This is a genomic window from Actinoplanes sp. NPDC019969 (assembly GCF_055562375.1).
The window spans coordinates 8,552-30,306 of record NZ_JBVHFK010000002.1 but is presented as its reverse complement, the minus strand read 5'-3'; the positions used below and the strand labels follow the sequence as shown (position 1 = coordinate 30,306).

Sequence of the window (21,755 nt, the reverse complement as noted above, 5' to 3'; positions counted from 1 at the left end):
GGTCGTACCCCCGTGCCCTGAACCAGGAGATCGACATCGTGCAGCTACCCCTGACCGCCGCCCAGGCCGGGGTCTGGTTCGCCCAGCAGATCGACGCCACGAATCCGATCTTCAACACCGGCGCGGGGGTCGCCATCGACGGCGTCCTCGATCTGGCGGCGCTGGCCGAGGCCGGGCGGCGGCTGGTCGCCGAGACCGACGTGCTGCGGCTCCGGATCACCGGCCCGGACGACGAGCCGCGGCAGATCGTCGACGACGCGATCACCGGCACGCTGACCGTCGTCGACCTGCGCGGCGAGCCCGACCCGGACGCCGCCGCCGAGGCGTGGATCCGTGCCGACCTGGCCGAGGTGATCGACCTGCGGACCGGCCCGGTGTTCCGGCACGCCCTGCTGCGGCTCGCCGACGACCGGCAGCTGTGGTTCCAGACCTGTCACCACCTGGCCCTCGACGCGTACACCTTCGCGCTGCTCACCCACCGGCTGGCCCAGATCTACACCGCCCTGGCCGCTCGTACCGAGCCGGCGGCGCCGACGTTCCGGCCGCTGCGCGACATGGTCGACGCCGACATCGCGTACCGGGGCAGCGAGCAGTTCGCCGCGGACCGCGACTTCTGGACGCGGCGTCTCGCCGACTGCCCGCCGGTCGCCGGGCTCGCGCCGGGCGCCGCCCGTACCGCGCACTCCTTCCGCCGCGCGGAGTATCAGCTTCCCGAGACGGTCACCGCGGGCCTGACCGCGCTCTCCGCGGAGGTACGCGCGACGCGCGTCGAGGCGCTGCTCGCCGCGGTCGGGATCTACCTGCACCGGCTGACCGGGGCCGCCGACGTGGTGCTCGGCCTGCCGGTGATGGGCCGGCTGGGCTCGGTCACCGCGAAGGTGCCCGGCACCGCCGTCAACGTGCTGCCGTTGCGCCTGCACATCGACGCCGGGCAGACCGCCGGCGCGCTGATCGCCGCGGTGGCCGCCGAGCTGAAGGCGATCCGGAAGCACCAGCGCTACCGGGGCGAGGACATCCGCCGCGATCTGAAGCTGCTCGGCGGCGACAAGCGCCTGGTCGGGCCGTGGGTGAACATCAAGCCGTTCGGGGTGGACCTGTCGTTCGGCGGCAACCCGGGCCGCCCGGTCTACCGCTCGGCCGGACCGGTCGACGACCTGTCGATCACCCTCGACGACCGCGGCGACGGCCGGCTCGGCCTGACCGTGGACGCCAATCCCGCGCTGTACACGCCGGAGCGGCTCGCCGAGCACGCCGAGCGGCTCGCCGAGTTCCTGCACCGGTTCGCCACCCTCGGCGCGGGGCAGCCGGTCGGCGCGCTCGACGTGGTCACCCGCTCCGAGTGGGAACGGCTGCTCGCCGACGGCACCGGCGACGCCGCCACGCTGCCCGGCGCGTCGCTCAGCACGCTGATCCGCGAGCAGGTGGCGCGTACCCCGGACCTGATCGCGGTCACCGACGGCGTGACGTCGCTGAGCTACGCGCAGCTGGACGCCGAGGTCGCGGAACTGGCGCGGCGGTTCGCCGCCCGTGGCGCGCGACCCGGCACGATCGTCGCGGTCTGCCTCAAGCGGTCGGCACGGCTGCTGGTCACGTTGCTCGCGGTGGCCCGGACCGGGGCCGCCTACCTGCCGCTGGACCCGGACTTCCCGGCGGAGCGCCTCGCCCTGATGATCGAGGACGCAGCGCCGATCCTGCTGATCGACGAGAACTGGGCCGGCGACCCGGCGGACGGTCCGCTGCCGGAGCCGGTGATCGCGCCGGACGCGCCGGCCTACGTGCTCTACACCTCGGGGTCGACCGGGCGCCCCAAGGGTGTCGTGGTCACCCAGCGCAACCTGGTGAACTTCCTGCTCGCGATGCGGCGCCTGATCCCGCTGAGCAGCACCGACCGGCTGCTCGCGGTGACCACCGTCAGTTTCGACATCGCCGGGCTGGAGCTCTACCTGCCGCTGCTCAGCGGCGCCCGGGTGGTGCTCGCGCCGAAGGAGAGCGTGCAGGACCCGGCGGTGCTGGAGGCCCTGGTCGCGGAGTCCGGGGCGACCGTGCTGCAGGCCACGCCGACGCTGTGGCGCGAGATCGCCGGATCCTCGCTGCCCGGCGTGCGGGCGCTGGTCGGCGGCGAGGCGCTGCCCGCCGAGCTGGCCGACCGGCTGCGGGCGAACACCGCGGGCGTCACCAACCTGTACGGCCCGACCGAGACGACCATCTGGTCGACCGCCGCGGAGATCGTCACGGACGGGACGCCGACGATCGGGCGACCGATTCTGAACACCCAGGTGTACGTGCTCGACGCGGCGCTGCGGCCGGTCCCGCAGGGGGTGGCGGGCGAGCTGTACATCGCCGGCGACGGCGTGGCGCAGGGCTATCTGGGCCGCCCGGAGCTGACCGCGGGCCGGTTCGTGGCCGACCCGTACGGGCCGCCCGGCACCCGGATGTACCGCACCGGCGACCTGGCCGCCTGGCGGGCCGACGGCACCCTGGACGTGCTCGGCCGGGTGGACCACCAGGTCAAGCTCCGCGGCTTCCGGATCGAACTCGGCGAGATCGAGGCCGTGCTGCTGAGGCATCCGGCGGTGACCCGGGCCGCGGTGGTGCTGCGCGACGGGCGCCTGGCCGGTTACGTCGTGGGGGACGCCGACCCGGCGGCGCTGCGGTCGTTCGCCGGCGACTTCCTGCCGGACTACATGGTGCCGGCCGCGGTCATGGTGCTGGACGAGCTGCCCACCACCCCGAACGGCAAACTGGACCGCAACGCCCTGCCCGACCCGGTCTTCGAGACGTCGCCCGTCAGCGCCGCCCGCACCGTGCTGGAGGAGATCCTCTGCGACATCTTCGCCTCGGTGCTCGGCCTCGACGCGGTCGGTGTCCGGGACGACTTCTTCGACCTGGGCGGGCATTCCCTGCTCGTGGCCCGGGTGGTGGCCCGGGTCCGGGCCGTCCTCGGCCGTGAACTCAGCATCCGGGACGTGTTCGATGCGCCGACCGTGGCCGGCCTCACCGGCCTGCTGAAACGCGCCACGGACCTGCCACCGCTGGTCGCTCTGCCGCCGGTCGAGCGCCCGCCGCTGTCCGCCGCCCAGCGCCGGATGTGGTTCCTGCACCAGCTCGACGGGGCCGATCCCACCTATCACCTGCCCCTCGCGGTGACGCTGCACGGCCCGCTGGACGAGGCGGCGCTGGCCCGCGCGGTGACCGCTGTCGTCGCCCGGCACGAGCCGTTGCGCACGGTGTACCGGTCCGGCGAGGACGGCCTGCCGTACCAGGTGGTGCTGCCCGCGCCGGACATCGAGATCACCCGCGTGGACGACCTGGCCGAGGCGGTGCGCCGGCCCTTCGACCTGGCCACCGACCTGCCGATCCGGGCGCACCTGCACCGGGTCGCCGACGGCGAGCACGTGCTGCTCCTGGTGGCGCACCACATCGCCACCGACGAGTGGTCGCTCACCCCGCTGCTGTCCGACCTGGCCGCCGCCCACGACGGCCGGGAACTGCCGCTCCCCGCCGTCCGGTACGCCGACTTCGCCCGCTGGCAGGACGCGCTGCCGGTCGGCGACGACCTGGACTGGTGGCGCGAGACACTGCGCGACCTGCCCCCGCTGCTGCCGCTACCCACCGACCGGCCGCGCCCGGCGACCCCGACGTCGGCCGGCGCGACGGAGACCGTCACGGTGCCCGCCGGCCTCGTCGCCGAGCTGCGGGCGCTGGCCCGGGCGACCGGCACCACGATGTTCATGCTGACCCACGCCGCGACCGCCGCCCTGCTGCACCGCCACGGCGCCGGCGACGACATCCCGCTCGGCGCCCCGGTCGCCGGACGGCCCGGCGAAGAGGTGGACGACCTGGTCGGCCTCTTCGTCAACACCGTGGTGCTGCGCACCGACCTGTCCGGCGACCCGACCTTCGCCGAGCTGCTGACCCGCGTACGGGACGCCGACCTGGCCGCCCTCGCCCACGCCGACGTGCCCTACGACCGGGTCCTGGACGCGCTCGCCCCGGACCGCCGGATGCTGTTCGACGTGATGGTGGCGTACCAGCACGCGCTGCCCGCCGTCGAGGGCTGGCCCACCCGGTTCGTGGACACCGGCACGGCGAAGTTCGACCTCAGCATCACCCTGGCGGAGGAGGGCGACGAGATCGCCGCCGCCTTCGAGTACCGGACCGAGCTTTTCGACCCGGGCACCGTACGGGCGATGGGCGATCGCCTGATCCGCCTGCTGCAGGCGGTGGCCGCGGACGCCGACGTCCGGCTCGGCGACATCGACCTGCTCACCGCCCACGAGCGCGCCGACCTGCTGACCTGGGGCACCGCGACGGCCCGGCCGGTTCCTGCCGAATCCGTGGTCGAGGTGTTCCGTCGTCAGGTGGCGGCGACGCCGGACGCGTCGGCGCTGGTGTTCCGTGGTGTGTCGCTGACCTTCGCGGAGCTGGCCGAGCGGGTGGACGCTCTTGCGGCGCGGTTGGTGGCCGAGGGGGCCGGGCCGGAGCGGGTGGTCGCGGTGGTGCTCCCGCGGTCGGCTGATTCGGTGGTGGCGTGGCTGGCGGTGCTGGCGGCCGGTGCGGTGTACCTGCCGGTGGATGCCGATCTGCCGGCGGAGCGCATCGAGTTCATGCTCGCGGATGCGCAGCCGGTGGTGGTGCTGCGGGACGCCACCGGGGTTGCCGGTGGTGTCGCTCCGCGGGTGGAGATCGATGGCCGGTCGGCGGCGTATCTGCTGTACACGTCGGGGTCGACGGGCCGCCCCAAGGGCGTGGTCGTGCCGCATGCGGCGGTGGCCAACTTCTTCACCCACCATGCCGAGGTGCTTTTCCCGGTGCTGTCGGGTGGGCGGCGGATCCGGGTCGCGCTGACGGCGGCGCTGTCGTTCGACACGTCGTGGGAGGGCGTGCTGTGGCTGCTGGCCGGCCACGAGCTGCATGTCGTCGACGACGAGATGCGGCGTGACCCCTGGCTGCTCAACGACTATGTCGCCGGTCAGCGGATCGACTTCCTGGATGTGACGCCGTCGCTGGCGGACCGGCTGGTGGCCGAAGGCCTGCTCAGTAGCGAGAGGCACGTACCGGCGGCGTTGGCGTTGGGTGGTGAAGCAGCCGGAGCGGCGTTGTGGACGGCGCTCCGTCAGTCGTCGACCACGGCGGTCAACCTGTACGGACCGACCGAGTGCACGGTGGACACGTTGTTGGCGTGGGTGGCCGACAGCGAGAGTCCGCTGGTGGGCCGGCCGATCGGGAACACCCGGGCGTATGTGCTGGACCGCGGTCTGCGGCCGGTGCCGGTCGGAGTGACCGGTGAGTTGTACCTGGCCGGCGCGCAGCTGGCCCGCGGGTATCTGGGCCGTGCGGGGTTGACGGCGGAACGGTTCGTAGCCGACCCGTTCGGTGATTCCGGTGAGCGGATGTATCGCACCGGGGACCTGGTCCGGTGGACCGCCGCCGGAAGTCTGGACTATGTCGGCCGGGCCGATGACCAGGTGAAGATCCGCGGTTTCCGGATCGAGCTGGGCGAGATCGAGAACGTGCTGCGCACTCATCCGGGTGTGGAGCAGGTGGTCGTGATCGCCCGCTCGCAGCGGCTGGTCGCCTATGTCGTCGGGGTGGTGGACGGGCTGCGTGACCACGCGGCCTCACTGCTGCCGGACTACATGGTGCCCGCCGTGTTCGTGGAGTTGGACGCGCTGCCCACCAGCACGGCGGGCAAGGTCGACCGGAAGGCGCTGCCGGAGCCGGACTTCTCGGCGCATGCGGTGACCGCCGCACCCCGTACCCCGGTCGAAGAAGTGCTCTGTGGTTTGTATGCCGACCTGTTGGGCCTGCCCGCCGTCGGTGTGCACGACGACTTCTTCGCCCTCGGCGGCGACTCCATCGTCTCGATCCAGCTGGTCGCCCGGAGCCGCGCCGGCGGTCTGCGGATCACCCCGCGGCAGGTGTTCGACCTGCGCACCCCCGCCGCGCTCGCCGCCGTCGCCGAGGTGGCCACCGCAGCCGTCGCCGACGCCGGCGGGGTCGGCGAGGTGCCGCTCACCCCGATCCTGGCGTGGGCCCGTGACCTGGGCGTCGACCTGGACCGGTACAGCCAGGCGATGCTCGTGCACGCACCCGCCGACCTCACCGCCGGCCGCCTGGCCACCGCGGTGCAGGCGCTGCTGGACACCCATCACCTGCTGCGGGCCCGGTGGACCGGCGACACGCTGGACGTGCCGGCGCACCGGGACGCCACCGACCTGATCAGCACGTCGGACCTCGACCCGGCCGCCGCGCTGGAGGCCGCGGTGGATCGGCTGTCGCCGCGGGACGGCGTGATGCTGCAGGTGGTCCGCCTGCCGGAACGGCTGCTGCTGGTCGCCCACCATCTGGTCGTGGACGGCGTCTCCTGGCGGATCCTGCTCGACGACCTGGCCCGCGCCTGCGCCGGGGAGAAGCTCGCCCCGGCCGGCACCTCGTTCCGGGTCTGGGCCCGGTCCCTGCCGGCGCTGGCCGCCGCACGGGCCGGTGAGCTGGGGTACTGGCAGGCGACGACCGAGGGCACGCCGGTTCCGGCGGCGCCCGAGGACGTGGCCGGAAACCTGCGGGAGCTGACCGTCGAGGTCGGGCCGGAGGTGACCCGGGCGCTGCTGACCACGCTGCCCGAGGCGTACCACGCGGGCGTGCCGGACGTGCTGCTCACCGCGCTCGCCCAGGCCGCCGGGCGGCCGCTGCTGGTCGGGCTGGAAGGGCACGGCAGGGAGGAGCACCTGGTCGAGGGCGCCGACCTGACCCGTACGGTCGGCTGGTTCACCACCGAGTACCCGGTGGCGATCGACGCGACCGGACTGTCGGCCACGGCCGCGATCAAGCAGGTCAAGGAGCAGCTGCGGGCCGCACCGGACCACGGCATCGGCTACGGCCTGCTGCGCCACCTGGGCGGCGACCAGCTCAAGGGCCGGCGGCACCCGGAGATCCTGGTCAACTACCTGGGCCGGTTCGACGGCTCGACCGGGCAGCCGTTCTCACCCGCGCCGGAGCTGCCCGCCCCGGCGGTCACCGTCGACGCCGACATCCCGGTGCACTACCCGATCAGCGTCAACGCCGGAACCGCGGACACCGCGGACGGGCCGGTGCTGCGGCTGCGGATCTCCTACCTGCCGCACCGGGTGCCGTCGGTGGACGGGCTGGCCGGCCGCTGGGTGGCCGCCCTGACCGCGCTGGCCCGGGAGCCGGGCGTGGGCGGGCGCACCCCGTCCGACTTCCCGCTGCTCGACCTGCGCCAGACCGAGGTGGACGAACTGGAGCGCCGGGTGCCGGACCTGGTCGACGCCTGGCCGCTGTCCCCGCTGCAGGCGGGCATCCACTTCCTGTCGTCGTTCGCCACCGAGGGCGCGGACGTCTACGTGGTGCAGGATCAGTACGAGCTGACCGGCCCGCTGGACGTCCCCCGGCTGCACACGGCCATGGACGCCCTGCTCGGCCGCTATCCCAACCTGCGTGGCGCGGTCCACGACCTCGGCCGCGGCCCGATCCAGGTGATCCCCGCCCGGGTCACCGTGCCGTGGCGGCACGTCGACCTGACCGCCGGTGGATCGATCGACGAGGTGCTGGCCGCCGACCGGGCCGAGCGTTTCGACCTGAGCGCCCCGCCCCTGCTGCGGTGCACCCTCGTCACGACCGGCGCCGACCGGCACGTGCTGGTGTTCACCCAGCATCACCTGCTGATGGACGGCTGGTCCGGCCCGCTGGCGATCCGTGATCTGTTCACCTTCTACGCGGGCGGCAACCCGCCGCCGGTCCGCCCGTACACCGATCATCTCGCCTGGCTGGCCCGGCAGGACCCGGCGGCGAGCGACGCGGCCTGGAGCGCGGCGCTGTCCGGCGTCGAGGAGCCCACGCTCGTCGCGCCGGACGCGACAGGCGCGGCAGCCCCGCGGGTCGCCGAGGCGTTCCTGCCGCTCGACAGGCTGACCGCGGTCGCCCGGGCGCGGGGGATCACCCTCAACACCGTGGTGCAGGGCGTCTGGGCGGTGCTGCTCGGGCAGCTCACCGGGCGCGACGACGTCGTCGCCGGCGCCACCGTCTCCGGACGTCCGGCCGATCTGCCGGGCGCCGAGGCGATGGTCGGCCTGTTCATCAACACCATTCCGGTACGGGTACGCCAGTCACCGGACGACACCTGGACGACCCTGCTCACCCGGCTGCAGAGCGAGCAGGCCGGCCTGCTGGAGCACCAGCACGTAGGGCTCACCGACCTGCACCGTCTCGCTGGGCTGCCGCGGCTGTTCGACACCCTGACCGTCTTCGAGAACTACCCGCTCGACCCCTCCGAGATGGCCGCGGGCAGCGGGCTCACGGTCACGCCCGGCATCCCGCTGGACGCCACGCACTATCCGCTCAGCCTGGTCGTCATCCCGGAGGAGCGGCTGCGGCTGCGCCTGGAGTACCGGCCCGACCTGTACTCCGCGGAGGCCGCCGCCGCACTCCTCGACCGGGTGGTCCGGCTGCTGGAGACGGTGGCCGCCGACCCGGACCGCCGGCTGTCGTCGGTGTCGGTGCTCTCCGGCGACGAGCGGGCGGCGCTGAGCGCGTGGAACGAGACCGGCATGCCGGTGCCCGACGAGTCGGTGGTCGACGTGTTCCGGCGGCAGGTGGCGGCGACGCCGGACGCGCCGGCGCTGGTGTTCCAGGGGGAGTCGCTCAGCTTCGCCGCGCTCGCCGAGCGGGTGGACGCGCTGGCCGCGCATCTGGTCGCCGCGGGCGCGGGACCGGAGCGTACGGTCGCGGTGCTGCTGCCGCGGTCGGCGGACTCGGTGGTGGCGTGGCTGGCGGTGCTGGCGTCCGGTGCGGCGTACCTGCCGATCGACGCCGACCTGCCGGCCGAGCGGATCGAGTTCATGCTGGCGGACGCGGCCCCGGCGGTGGTCCTGCGTTCGATTCCCGCTGTCGTGGGCGAGGCCGCCCCGCGCGTCCGCTTGTTGCCGGGGAGCGCGGCGTACGTGCTCTACACCTCGGGTTCCACCGGCCGGCCCAAGGGTGTCGTGGTGCCGCACTCGGCGGTGACCAACTTCTTCCACCACCACGCGCGGGTCATCTTCCCGGCGCTGTCCGGTGGCCGGCGGATCCGGGCGGCCCTGACCGCCGCGCTGTCCTTCGACACCTCCTGGGAAGGCGTGCTCTGGCTGCTCGCCGGCCACGAGCTGCACGTCGTCGACGACGAGACCCGCCGCGATCCGCGGCTGCTCAACGACTACGTGGCCGAACACCGGATCGACTTCCTCGACGTGACGCCGTCGCTCGCCGACCGCCTGGTCGCTGAGGGCCTGCTCACCGACCCGCGGCACGTCCCGGCCTCGCTGGCGCTGGGCGGGGAGGCGGCGGGCGCGGCGCTGTGGACCGCGTTGCGCGAGTCGGCGGTCACCGCCGTCAACCTGTACGGCCCGACCGAGTGCACCGTCGACACGCTGCTCGCCCGGGTGGCGGACAGCGACACCCCGCTCGTGGGCCGGCCGATCGGCAACACCCGGGCATACGTCCTGGACGGGGCGCTGCGACCGGTCCCGCCGGGAGTCGCCGGAGAGCTGTACCTGGCGGGCGCCCAACTGGGCCGTGGCTATCTCAACCGTCCCGGACTGACCGCGGAACGGTTCGTCGCGGACCCGTTCGGTGCCCCGGGAACGGTCATGTATCGCAGCGGTGACGTGGTCCGCTGGACCGCTGACGGAAGCCTGGACTATGTCGGCCGGGCCGATGACCAGGTGAAGATTCGTGGGTTCCGGATCGAGCTGGGTGAGATCGAGAACGTGTTGCGCACCCATTCGGGTGTGGAGCAGGTGGTCGTGGTGGCCCGTTCGCAACGGCTGGTCGCCTATGTGGTGGGCGCGGTGGACGGGTTGCGGGAGCACGCCGCCTCGTTGCTGCCGGACTACATGGTGCCGGCGGTGTTCGTGACCCTGGACGTGCTGCCGACCAGCACGGCGGGCAAGGTGGACCGCAAGGCGCTGCCGGAGCCGGACTTCTCGGGGTACGCGGTGACCGCGGCACCCCGTACCCCGGTCGAGGAAGTGCTCTGTGGTTTGTATGCCGACCTGTTGGGCCTGCCCGCCGTCGGTGTGCACGACGACTTCTTCGCCCTCGGCGGGCACTCGCTGCTCGCCACCAGCCTGGCCGCGCGGATCCGTGGCGCGCTCGGCTCGGCCGTCTCGATCCGGGCGATCTTCGAGGCGCCGACCGTGGCCGCGCTGGCCCGCCGGCTCGCCGACGCGTCCGAGCAGCGCCCGCCGCTCACCGCCCGCGAGCACGGCGAACGGCTGCCGCTCTCCTTCGCGCAGCGGCGGCTCTGGTTCCACGACCGGCTCAACGGGCCGAGCGCGACCTACAACGTCGCGTTCGCGCAGACGCTGACCGGGCCGCTCGACGTGCCCGCGCTGGAAGCCGCCCTGACCGACGTGGTGGCCCGGCACGACAGCCTGCGGACGGTTTTCGCCGATGAGGACGGCCAGCCCTACGCTCGCCTGCTTCCGGCCGACGGCACGCCGCTGCACGTGCTCAAGTGCGCTGCCGAGGAGCTGGACGCCCGGCTGGCCGAGGCCGGTTCCGCGGTGTTCGACCTGGCCACCGGGCCGCTGCTGCGGGCGACCCTGTTCGTCACCGGCCCGCAGCGGGCGACGCTGCTGCTCCTGCTGCACCACATCGTCACCGACGAGTGGTCCGAAGGACGCCTGATGACCGACCTCGGCACGGCGTACGCGGCCCGGCAGGCCGGCCGTGCCCCCGCCTGGACGCCGCTGCCGGTGCAGTACGCCGACTACGCGCTCTGGCAGCGCGACCTGCTCGGCGACCCCGCCGACCCGGACAGCCGCGCCGCACGCCAGGCCGCCTTCTGGCGCGACACCCTGGCCGGCGCGCCCGAGGAGCTGGCCCTGCCGGCCGACCGGCCGCGCCCGGCGGTGCCGTCGTACCTCGGTGGCACCGTCACCTTCGACGTGCCCGCCGCCGTGCACCAGCGGCTGCGCACCCTGACCCGGCAGACCGGCAGCACCGCCTTCATGGTGGTCCAGGCGGCGACCGCGGTGCTGCTCAGCCGGCTCGGGGCGGGCGACGACATCCCGCTCGGCAGCCCGATCGCCGGCCGCGACGAGGAGGTCCTGGACGACCTGGCCGGGTTCTTCGTCAACACCGTGGTGATGCGCACCGACGTGTCCGGCGACCCCACCTTCCGCGAGCTGGTGACCCGGGTACGTTCCGCCGACCTGGCCGCCTTCGCGCATGCCGACCTGCCGTTCGAGCGATTGGTCGAGGCGGTCAACCCGGAGCGCTCGGCGGCCCGCAACCCGCTGTTCCAGACCATGCTGGCCTATCAGCACGTGCCCGCCGAGGTGCCCGGCCTGCCCGGCCTGGAGGTCGCGCCGCACCCGATCGACACCGGCGTGGCCCAGTTCGACCTGGGCATCGTGGTCACCGAACGGCACGGGGTGGACGGGCTCGACGGCATCATCGAGTACGCCGCCGACCTCTACGACCGGGAGACCGCCGAACTGCTGGCCGCCCGGCTGGTCCGGCTGCTCGGCGAGCTGACCGCTGCCCCGGACCGGCCGATCGGCGCCGCCGAACTGATGACGGCCACGGAACGCGCGGCCGTGCTGGACGCCGGCCGGGGCCGGCAGGTGGGGCACCGGGCGAGCACGCTGCCGGCGCTCTTCGCGGCCCAGGCACGACGCACCCCGGACGCGGTCGCGCTGGTCGACGGGGCGACCTCGTACACGTACGCCGAACTGGACGCCCGCACCAACCGGGTGGCCCGGGCCCTGCGCGGGCGAGGCGCCGGACCGGAACGGATCGTGCTGGTCAGCCTGCCCCGCTCGGCCGACCTGATCGTGGCGGAGCTGGCGGTCAGCAAGTCCGGAGCGGCCTACCTGCCGATGGAACCGGGCCAGCCGGCGGACCGGCTGGCCGCGATCGTCGCCGAGGCGCAGCCGGTGCTGACCCTCGACGGAGCGCTGCCGGAGGACGCGGACGACAGCCCGCTGGACGGTGGGCCGAGCCCGCTGCACCCGGCGTACGTCATCTTCACGTCGGGCAGCACCGGCCGCCCCAAGGGCGTGGTGGTGCCGCACGCCGGGCTGGCCGCGATGGCCGGCACCTTCCACCAGACCCTCGGCCTGCGTCAGGGCAGCCGGATGACGCAGTTCGCGTCGCCCAGCTTCGACGTCACCGTCGCGGAGCTGGTGGCCACCCTCACCTGCGGGGCGACCCTGGTGGTGGTGCCGCCGGAGCAGCGGCTCGGCGAGGACTTCGCGGCGTTCGTCACCGAGCGGGGCATCACCCACTTCGCGGTGCCGCCGTCCGCGCTCGGCGCCCTCCCACCCGGCAGCATCCCCGAGCACGTCACGGTCGTCACCGGCGCCGACCGCTGCCCGCCGGAGCTGGTCGAGCGATGGGCCGCCACCCATCACATGATCAACGCGTACGGGCCGACCGAGACCACCGTCAACGCGACGTTCTGGGAGTGCGGGCCGGGCCCGGTGCTGATCGGCCGGCCGGACCACGACCGGACCGCGTACGTGCTGGACCACCGGCTGCGGCCGGTGCCTCCCGGCGTGCCCGGGGAGCTGTACCTCGGCGGCGCCGGCCTGGCCCGCGGCTACCTCGCGCAGCCGGGCCTGACCGCGCAACGGTTCGTCGCCGACCCGTTCGGCGCGCCCGGCGCCCGGCTCTACCGCACCGGTGACGTGGTGCGCTGGGTGGGCGACCGGATCGAGTTCCTCGGCCGCGCCGACGCCCAGGTCAAGATCCGTGGCTTCCGGATCGAGCTGGGCGAGATCGAGAGCGTGCTGCGCGCCCACCCGGACGTGCGGCAGGCCGCCGTCGTGGTGCACACCGGGCAGACGCGGCAGCTGGTCGCGTACGTCGCCGGCGAGACCGCCGGGCTGCGGGAGCACGTCGCGTCCCGGCTGCCGGACTACATGGTGCCGGCCGCGTTCGTGGCGCTCGGCGAGCTGCCGCTGAACGCCGCCGGCAAGGTCGACGTCAAGCGGCTGCCCGAGCCGGAGTTCGCGCCGGTCACGCCGGTGGCCGCCGGGAACCCGCTGGAACAGCGGTTCTGCGACCTGTTCGCGGAACTGCTCGGCCTGCCCGAGGTGGGCGCGGGGGACAGCTTCTTCGCGCTCGGCGGCGACTCGATCGTCTCCATCCAGCTCGTCGCCCGGGCCCGCGCGGCCGGGCTGCGGATCAGCCCGCGGCAGGTGTTCGAGGCCAAGACCCCGGCCGCCCTGGCCGCGCTGGTCACCGTGGACGAGACGGTCGCGGAGGCGCCGGAGGCCGGGCTCGGCGACGTGCCGGTCACCCCGATCGTCGCCTGGCTGCGGGACCAGCCGGTCCCGATCGACCGGTTCCACCAGTCGATGCTGCTGCGGGTCCCGGACGAGGTGACCGGCGACGAGCTGATCCCGGCGCTGCAGGCGGTTCTGGACCGGCACGACATGTTGCGGGCCCGGTGGACCGGCAGCGAACTGACCGTGCCGCCGGTGGGCACGGTGGACGCCGCCGCGCTGATCCGGCCCGCCGGTGGGGACCTGCGGGCCGCGTACGCCGCGGCAGTCGACCGGCTCGACCCGGCAGGCGGCGTGATGCTGCAGGTGGTGACCGCGCCCGGCAAGCTGCTGCTGGTCGCTCACCACCTGGTGGTGGACGGCGTCTCCTGGCGGATCATCGTGCCCGACCTGCAGCAGGCCTGGGAGGCGATCACCGCGGGCAAGCAGCCCGACCTGGCGCCGGCCGGCACCTCGTTCCGGCAGTGGGCCACCGGCCTGCGGGCCGCGGCGGCCGCGCGGGGCACGGAGACGGCGTTCTGGCGCCGTACGGTCGACGGCGTCGAGGGGAAGCGCTGGCACGGCGAGGTGCGTGAGATCGTCCGCACGCTCCCCCCGGAGCGCACGATCCCGCTGCTCACCACGGTCCCCGCGGCCGTGCACGGCAACGTGCCGGACGTTCTGCTCACCGCGCTGGCCCGGACGCTCCAGCCGGGCGGCGAGATCGTGGTCGAGCTGGAGGGCCACGGCCGCGAGGAGCAGCTGGTGCCCGGGGCCGACCTGTCCCGGACGGTCGGCTGGTTCACCACCACCTACCCGGTCCGTCTCGGCGGTGACCTGAAGCAGGTCAAGGAACAGCTGCGGGCGGCGCCGGACAACGGCATCGGGTACGGGCTGCTGCGCGACCGGATCGGGCACGTCAACCCGCCGGTGCTCGTCAACTACCTGGGCCGGTTCACCGCCGGCGACGGGATGTGGGCGCCGCACGAGGAGGACCTGGGCACGGTGCCGGACGGCCTGCCGAGCAGCCACGGCCTGGACCTCACCATCACCACGCTGGACGGCCCGGCCGGCCCGGTGCTGGAGGTGCGCTGGTCCTGGCCGTCCGACGCGCATGCGGCGGCGGACGTCGAGGCGTGGGCCGACGCGTACGAGACAGCGCTCGACGCGCTCGCCGCCGGTGACCTGGACGCGGGCCTGACCCCGTCCGACCTGCTGGTTCAGCTGAGCCAGGACGAGATCGACGAGTTCGAGGATGAGTGGGGCGACCTGTGAGCGACAAGCCGGCTGGACTGCAGGACATCCTGCCCCTCTCCCCGCTGCAGGAGGGGTTCTACTTCCTGTCCGCGTTCTCGGACACCGACACCGACGTCTACACCGTGCAGCAGGTCCTGGAGATCGCCGGGCCGGTCGACGCCGACCGGCTGCGCGCGGCGATCCGCGGCCTGCTGGAGCGCCACCCGAACCTGCGTGCCGCGTTCCGGCCACGCAAGACCGGTGAGCCGGTGCAGCTGATCCCGGCCCGGGTCGAGGTGCCGTTCTCGGTCGTCGAGCTGCCCGAGGCGGCGCTGCCCCGGCTGCTGGACCAGGAGCGGGCCCGCCGGTTCGACCTGGCCAAGCCGCCGCTGCTGCGCTGGGTGCTGGTCCGGCTCGGCGAGAACGACCACCGGCTGGTGCTGACCGCCCACCACATCCTGCTCGACGGGTGGTCCGGTCCGCTGCTGGTGCAGGACCTGCTCGCGCTCTACGCCGGGCAGCCGTTGCCGCCGCCGCGCGCGTACCGCGACTATCTGTCCTGGGTGACCCGGCAGGACGCCGGCGCGGCACGCACGGCGTGGGCGGCGTACCTGGCCGGGGTGGACGAGCCGACCCGGATCGCCGCCGCCGGGCCGGACCGGCGCCCGGTGGTCCCGGCCGAACTGTCGGCGACCGTGCCGGCCGCGCCGCTGACCGCCTTCGCCCGGGCCCACGGCGTCACGCTGAACAGCGTCGTGCAGACCCTGTGGGGGATGCTGCTCGGCCGGCTCACCGGCCGCGACGACGTGGTCTTCGGCGCCACCGTCTCCGGCCGCCCGGCGTCGCTGCCCGGCGCGGACGAGATGGTCGGCCTGTTCATCAACACCGTGCCGGTCCGGGTGCGGCTGAACCCGGCCGACACCTTCCGCGCCGCGGTCCAGCGGGTGCAGGGAGAGCAGGCCGGGCTGCTGGACCACCAGCACCTGAGCCTGTCCGAGATCCAGCGGCAGGCCGGAGGCGGGCCGCTCTTCGACACGCTGCTGGTGTTCGAGAGCTACCCGGTCGACGACGAGGCCCTGGCCGCCTCGCAGCGGACCGCCGGGCTGCGGATCGCTGCGGTGACCGGCCGCGACGCCACCCACTACCCGGCGACGCTGACCGTGCTGCCGGACCCGGAGCAGGTGACGTTCAGCCTGGACTACCGGCCCGACGAGTTCACCGCGGCGTGGGCGGAGCAGGTGCTGACCGAGCTGACCGGCCTGGTGACGGCACTGCTCGCCGACCCGTCGGCCCGGCCGGTGTTCGCCGGGCCGGAGCCGCTGATCGGGGAGGTCGCGGACGGGCCGGCCGAGACGGTCGTGGAGATCTTCCGTCGGCAGGTGGCCGCGACGCCGGACGTCCCGGCCCTGGTCGCGGGCGGTGAGTCGCTGACCTTCGCCGAACTCGGCGCCCGGGTGGACACGCTCGCCGCCCGGCTGGCCGCGGCCGGCGCCGGGCCGGAACAGGTGGTCGCGGTGGTGCTGCCGCGCGGCGCCGAGGCCGTCGTCGCCTGGCTGGCGGTGCTGGCGGCGGGCGCGGTCTACCTGCCGATCGACGCCGGGCTGCCGGCCGCGCGCATCGAGTTCATGATCGCCGACGCGGGCGCGGTGGTGACGCTGCGCGCGGGCGACCTCCCGGCCCTGTCGTCGACCCCCGTGGCGCCCCGGCTGGGCAACGCCGCGTACCTGCTCTACACCTCCGGCTCGACCGGCGCCCCGAAGGGCGTCGTCGTCGACCACGCCAACCTGGCCAACCTGTATGCCGCCCAGCGGCTGATCTTCCCCACCGGCGGCCGGATCCGGGCCGCCCTCACCGCGGCGCTGTGGGTGGACACCGCGTTCGAGGGCCTGCTCTGGCTGATCGCCGGGCACGAGCTGCACCTGATCGACGACGAGACCCGGCACGACCCGGCACTGCTCGCGGCGTACGTCGCCAGCAGTGGCATCGACTACCTGGACATCACCCCGTCGTTCGCCGAGCCGCTGCTGCCGTTGCTGACCAGCGCGCCGCGGTACCTGGTGGTGGGCGGCGAGGCGACCGGTCCGGCGCTCTGGTCGGCGCTGCGGGACACCGGGAGCACCGTGGTCAACCTGTACGGCCCCACCGAGTGCACGGTCGACACCCTGGTCGCCCATCTGGCCGACAGCGACACCCCGCTCGTCGGCGGCCCGATCCGCAACACCCGGGCGTACGTGCTGGACCGCGCGCTGCGCCCGGTGCCCGCCGGGGTGGCCGGTGAGCTGTACCTGGCCGGCGCCCCGGTGACCCGCGGCTATCTCGGGCGCGGCGGGCTGACCGCGTCCCGGTTCGTCGCCGACCCGTGGGGCGCTCCCGGTGAGCGGATGTACCGCACCGGCGACCTGGTGCGCCGCACCGCCGACGGCCGCCTCGACTTCGTCGGCCGCACCGACGACCAGGTCAAACTGCGTGGCTTCCGGATCGAGCCGGGCGAGATCCAGGCCGCCGTGGAGGCGGTGCCGGGCGTCCGGCAGGCCGCGGTGATCGTCCGCGGGAACCGGCTGATCGCCTACGTCACGGGCAGCGCCGACCCGGAACGGATCAAGGAGCAGCTGACGCTGCCGGAGCACATGGTGCCGGCCGCCTTCGTCGTCCTGGACGTGCTGCCGCTGACTGCGGCCGGCAAGGTGGACCGCCGCGCGCTGCCGGAGCCGTCGATCAGCGTCGGCACGGCGGCCGCGGGCAACCCGGTCGAGGAGACCCTGGCCGGCCTCTTCGCCCAGGTCCTCGGCCTGCCGGCGGTGGGCGCCGGGGACAGCTTCTTCGCCCTCGGCGGGGACAGCATCCTCAGCCTGCAGTTCGTCGCCCGTTCCCGGGCCGCGGGTCTGCGGATCACCCCGCGGCAGATCTTCGAGCAGCGTACGGTCGCCGCGCTGGCCGCCGTTGCCGAGCCGGTCACCGAACAGGCCCGCCCGGCGGTCGCCGCGACCGGCCCGGTCCCGCTCACCCCGGCTGTCGGCTGGCTGGCCGAGCAGGGTGTGCCGGCCCGGTTCAGCCAGTCCATGCTGTGGCCGGTCCCGGACGGGCTGACCCGGGCACAGGTCACCGCGGCCCTGCGGAGCCTGCTCGACACCCACGAGATGCTGCGCGCCCGCTGGACCGGCACCCACCTGGAGGTGCCGCCGCGGGGCGGGGCGCCGCGGCTGACGGTGCTGCCCGGCGACGCCGACGTCGAGCAGGCCCGCGCGGACGCGGTGGCCCGCCTCGACCCGGCGGCCGGCGTCATGATGGAGGCGGTCTGGTTCGAGCCGGGCCGGTTGCTGCTGGTCGTGCACCACCTGGTGGTCGACGGCGTCTCCTGGCGGATCCTCGGCGACGACCTGCGCACGCTGTGGGCGGGTGGCGCCCCGGCTCCGGCGCCGACCTCGTTCCGGGCCTGGGCGACCGGCCTGGCCACCGCCGACCGCACGGGCGAGGCGGCGTACTGGGCCGCGGTCATCGCCGGCCCCGAGCCGGTGCTGGGGGTACGCCCGGTCGACCCGGCCCGGGACACCGTCGGCGGCAGCCGGGCGATCAGCGTTCCCCTGCCGTCGCTCACCGCGGCCGCGGCGAAGTTCCGGGCCTCGGTGGCGGAGCTGCTGCTGGCCGGTCTCGCGGTGGCGCTCGCCCCGGACACCGGCGGCGCGGTGCGGGTGCAGCTGGAGGGCCACGGCCGGTACGAGGAGGCGGTGCCCGGCGCCGACCTGTCCCGGACCGTCGGCTGGTTCACCACCGAGTACCCGGTGCGGCTGACGCCCGGCGACGACGGCGTCGACCGGGCGGTGAAGCGGGTCAAGGACCAGCTCCGCGCGGTGCCCGGCGATGGGCTCGGCTACGGGCTGCTGCGGCTGCCGGCCACCGCCGCGCAGGTGCTCTTCAACTATCTGGGCCGGTTCGACGGCGACGCCGGCGGCGGGCTGGGCAGCGACGCCGACCCGGACACCCCGATGACCCATGCCCTCGAGGTCAACGTCGCGGAGGTCGGGGGCGTGCTCACGGCGCACCTGGCGTACCCGGGCGGGGTGCTCGACGAGGCGCACGTGGCCGCGATCGCCGCGCGCTGGACGGCGGCCCTGGCCGCCCTGCCGGACGCGACAGGCGGCCGCAGCACCGCGGACCTGCCGCTGCTGAGTCTGCCGCAGGACGACGTCGACGCGCTGGAGCGGCAGTACCCGGACCTGGCCGACGCCTGGTCGCTCGCCCCGTTGCAGCGCGGCCTGTACTTCCTGTCGTCCTACGACGAGTCCGCCATGGACGTCTATACCGTGCAGCAGGTGCTGGACCTGTCCGGCCCGCTGGACGCCGCCCGTCTCCGGACGGCCGCCGCCACCCTGTTCGACAGGCACCCGAACCTGCGGGCCGGCTTCGTGACCAGCCCGTCCGGCGTGCCGGTGCAGGTGATCCCGGCGAGCGTCGAGCTGCCCTGGCGCGAGGTCGACGGCGGGGACCTGGACGCTGTGCTGGCCGAGGAGCGCGGCCACTTCGACCTGTCCCGGCCGCCGCTGCTGCGCTGGACGCTGCTCCGGCACGGCCCGGACCAGCACCAGCTGATCAGCACCGAGCACCACATCCTGCTGGACGGCTGGTCCGGCCCGCTGCTGGTCCGGGAACTGCTCGCCGGTTACGCCGGGACCCCCGCGCCCGCGCCCCGGCCCTATCGCGAGCACCTGGAGTGGCTGGCCACCCGGGACGTCACCGCCGCCGAGCAGGCGTGGCGGGAGGCCCTCGACGGGCTCACCGAGGCGACCCGGGTGGTGCCGCCGGACGCGGGGGAGGGCGGCCGGCCCGGCTACCTCGACGCGCGGCTGCCGGCCGATCTTCGTGCCGCGCTGCAGCGGATCGGCCGGGCGCACGAGGTCACCCCGAACACCATCGTCCAGGCCGCCTGGGGTGTCCTGCTCGGTGGCCTGACCGGCCGCGACGACGTCGTCTTCGGCGCCACCGTCTCCGGGCGCGAGTCCGGCCTGGACGGCATCGGGGACATGATCGGTCTGTTCATCACCACCGTTCCGGTACGGGTCCGGCTGCGCCCCGCCGAGCCCTGGCACGCGCTGCTCACCCGCCTGCAGGGCGAGCAGTCCCGGCTGCTGGAACACCACCACCTGGGTCTCGCCGAGATCCAGCGGGCACACGGCCGCGGCGAGCTGTTCGACACGCTCACCGTCTTCGAGAGCTACCCGGTGGACGCCGAGAGCCTGGCCGCCGGTGAGGAGTCGGCCGGACTCAAGATCGACAAGGTGCGGCCGTACGACGCCACGCACTACCCGCTGACCCTCGTGGCGGGCGACGAGGACGGCCTGGTCCTGAACCTGGAGTACCGCCGCGACCTGTTCACCGCCGAGCAGGCCCGGACCCTGCTGGACCGGCTGACCGGCATCCTGGCCACGCTGGCCGCCGACCCGGCGCTGCCGGTGGGACGCACCGACGTGGTCTCGCCCGCGGAGCGGCGGACGATCCTGGTGGACTGGAACGCCGACCGGATGCCGGTGGCCCCGTCGACGCTCCCGGCGATCCTGAACCGCTGGGCCGCGGAGACACCGTCCGCGCCGGCCCTGACGGTCCGGGACGAGACGCTGGACTACGCGTCCTTCGCGGCCCGGGCCAACCGGCTCGCCCGGCTGCTGATCGACCGCGGCGCGGGCCCGGAGAAGCGGATCGCGCTGCTGCTGCCGCGCGGGACCGGCATCGTGGTGTCGATCTGGGCGGTCCTCGCGTCGGGGGCGGCCTACGTCCCGATCGACCCGGACTACCCGGCCGACCGGATCGCGCTGATGATCGAGGACGCCGGCCCGGTCCTGGTGATCACCGACGACGAGCACGCCGGGCTGCTCCCGGCCGCGGCGCCGCGGCTGCTGCTGACGGGCGACCCGGCGGCGGCCTACCCCGCCGAACCGGTGCCGACCCCGCTCACCCCGGACAACGCCGCCTACGTGATCTACACATCCGGCAGCACCGGGCGGCCCAAGGGCGTGGTGGTCCCGCACCGCACGGTGGTCAACCTGTTCGCCAACCACGACCGCGACGTGCTGTCCCCCGCCGGGCCGGGGAAACTCCGGATCGGCCACAACTGGTCGTTCGCGTTCGACGCCTCCTGGCAGCCGATGCTCGGCCTGCTCGGCGGTCACCACCTGGACCTGGTCACCGAGGAGATCCGCCGGGACCCGGCGGCGCTGGTGTCGTTCATCGCCGATCGCGGGATCGACTTCGTCGAGCTGGCGCCGTCGCATCTGGAACAGCTGCTCGCGGCCGGTCTCACGCCGCCCCGGGTGCTGGGCGTCGGCGGTGAGGCGATCCCGCAGCCGCTGTGGGAGAAGATGCAGCACCTGCCCGGGACCGCGGCGTTCAACTTCTACGGTCCCACCGAGTGCACGGTGGACGCCGTCGTCGCGAACGTCCGCGACTCGGCCCGCCCGCTGATCGGCCGGGGCGTCACCAACAGCAGCCTCTACGTGCTCGATCACCGGCTGCGGCCGGTGCCGCCGGGGGTCGACGGGGAGCTGTACATCGCCGGGGCCCAGGTGGCCCGCGGCTACCACGGCAGGCCGGACCTGACCGCGGGACGGTTCGTCGCCGACCCGTTCGGGGCGCCGGGCACCCGCATGTACCGCACCGGCGACGTGGTCCGGTGGACCGCCGACGGACGCATCGACTTCGTCGGGCGGACCGACAACCAGGTCAAGATTCGGGGCTTCCGGATCGAGCTGGGCGAGATCGAGGCCGCGCTGGCCGCGCATCCCGCGGTGCGGCAGGCGGCGTTGGACGTCCGCGACGACGAGGGCGTGAAAAGGCTGGTGGGGTACGTGGTGGCGCCCGCCGACGTGACCACCGCCGACCTGCGCGCGTTCCTCGCCACCCGGCTGCCCGCGCATCTGGTGCCGGCCGCCTTCGTCGTGCTCGGCGCGATGCCGGTCACCGTGAACGGCAAGATCGACCGGGCGGCGCTGCCGGCCCCGGTGATCGAGGGCAGCGGCAGGCCGCCGGCCACCGAGACCGAGCGGGTGCTCTGCGCGGTGGTCGGCGAGGTGCTCGGGGTGTCCGGTGTGGGCGCCGACGACGACGTGTTCGACCTGGGGGCGGACAGCATCTCGGCGATGCGGTTGATCGCCGTCGCCCGGGCGCGCGGGGTGCGCCTGCGGACCCGGGACCTGTTCGCCGGCCGGACCGTGGAGGCCGTGGCGCGCCTCGCCGAGACTCAGGTTAGGCTGCCCTAAT

Annotated in this window: 2 protein-coding genes; both read left to right on the top strand. The window is 74.4% G+C overall.

Annotated features, from left to right (window positions below):
* The first annotated feature begins 38 nt into the window (after nt 1-38).
* Nucleotides 39-14,546 (top strand): amino acid adenylation domain-containing protein, encoded by a 14,508-nt coding sequence (locus ACZ3II_RS06665; RefSeq protein ID WP_465516644.1) that lies wholly within the window; start codon nt 39-41, stop codon nt 14,544-14,546.
* Entirely contained in the window at nt 14,543-21,754 is a 7,212-nt protein-coding gene (locus ACZ3II_RS06660) for an amino acid adenylation domain-containing protein (protein ID WP_465516643.1), read from the top strand. The genes ACZ3II_RS06665 and ACZ3II_RS06660 overlap by 4 nt, the downstream gene beginning before the upstream one ends.
* Nucleotide 21,755: the final 1 nt, after the last annotated feature.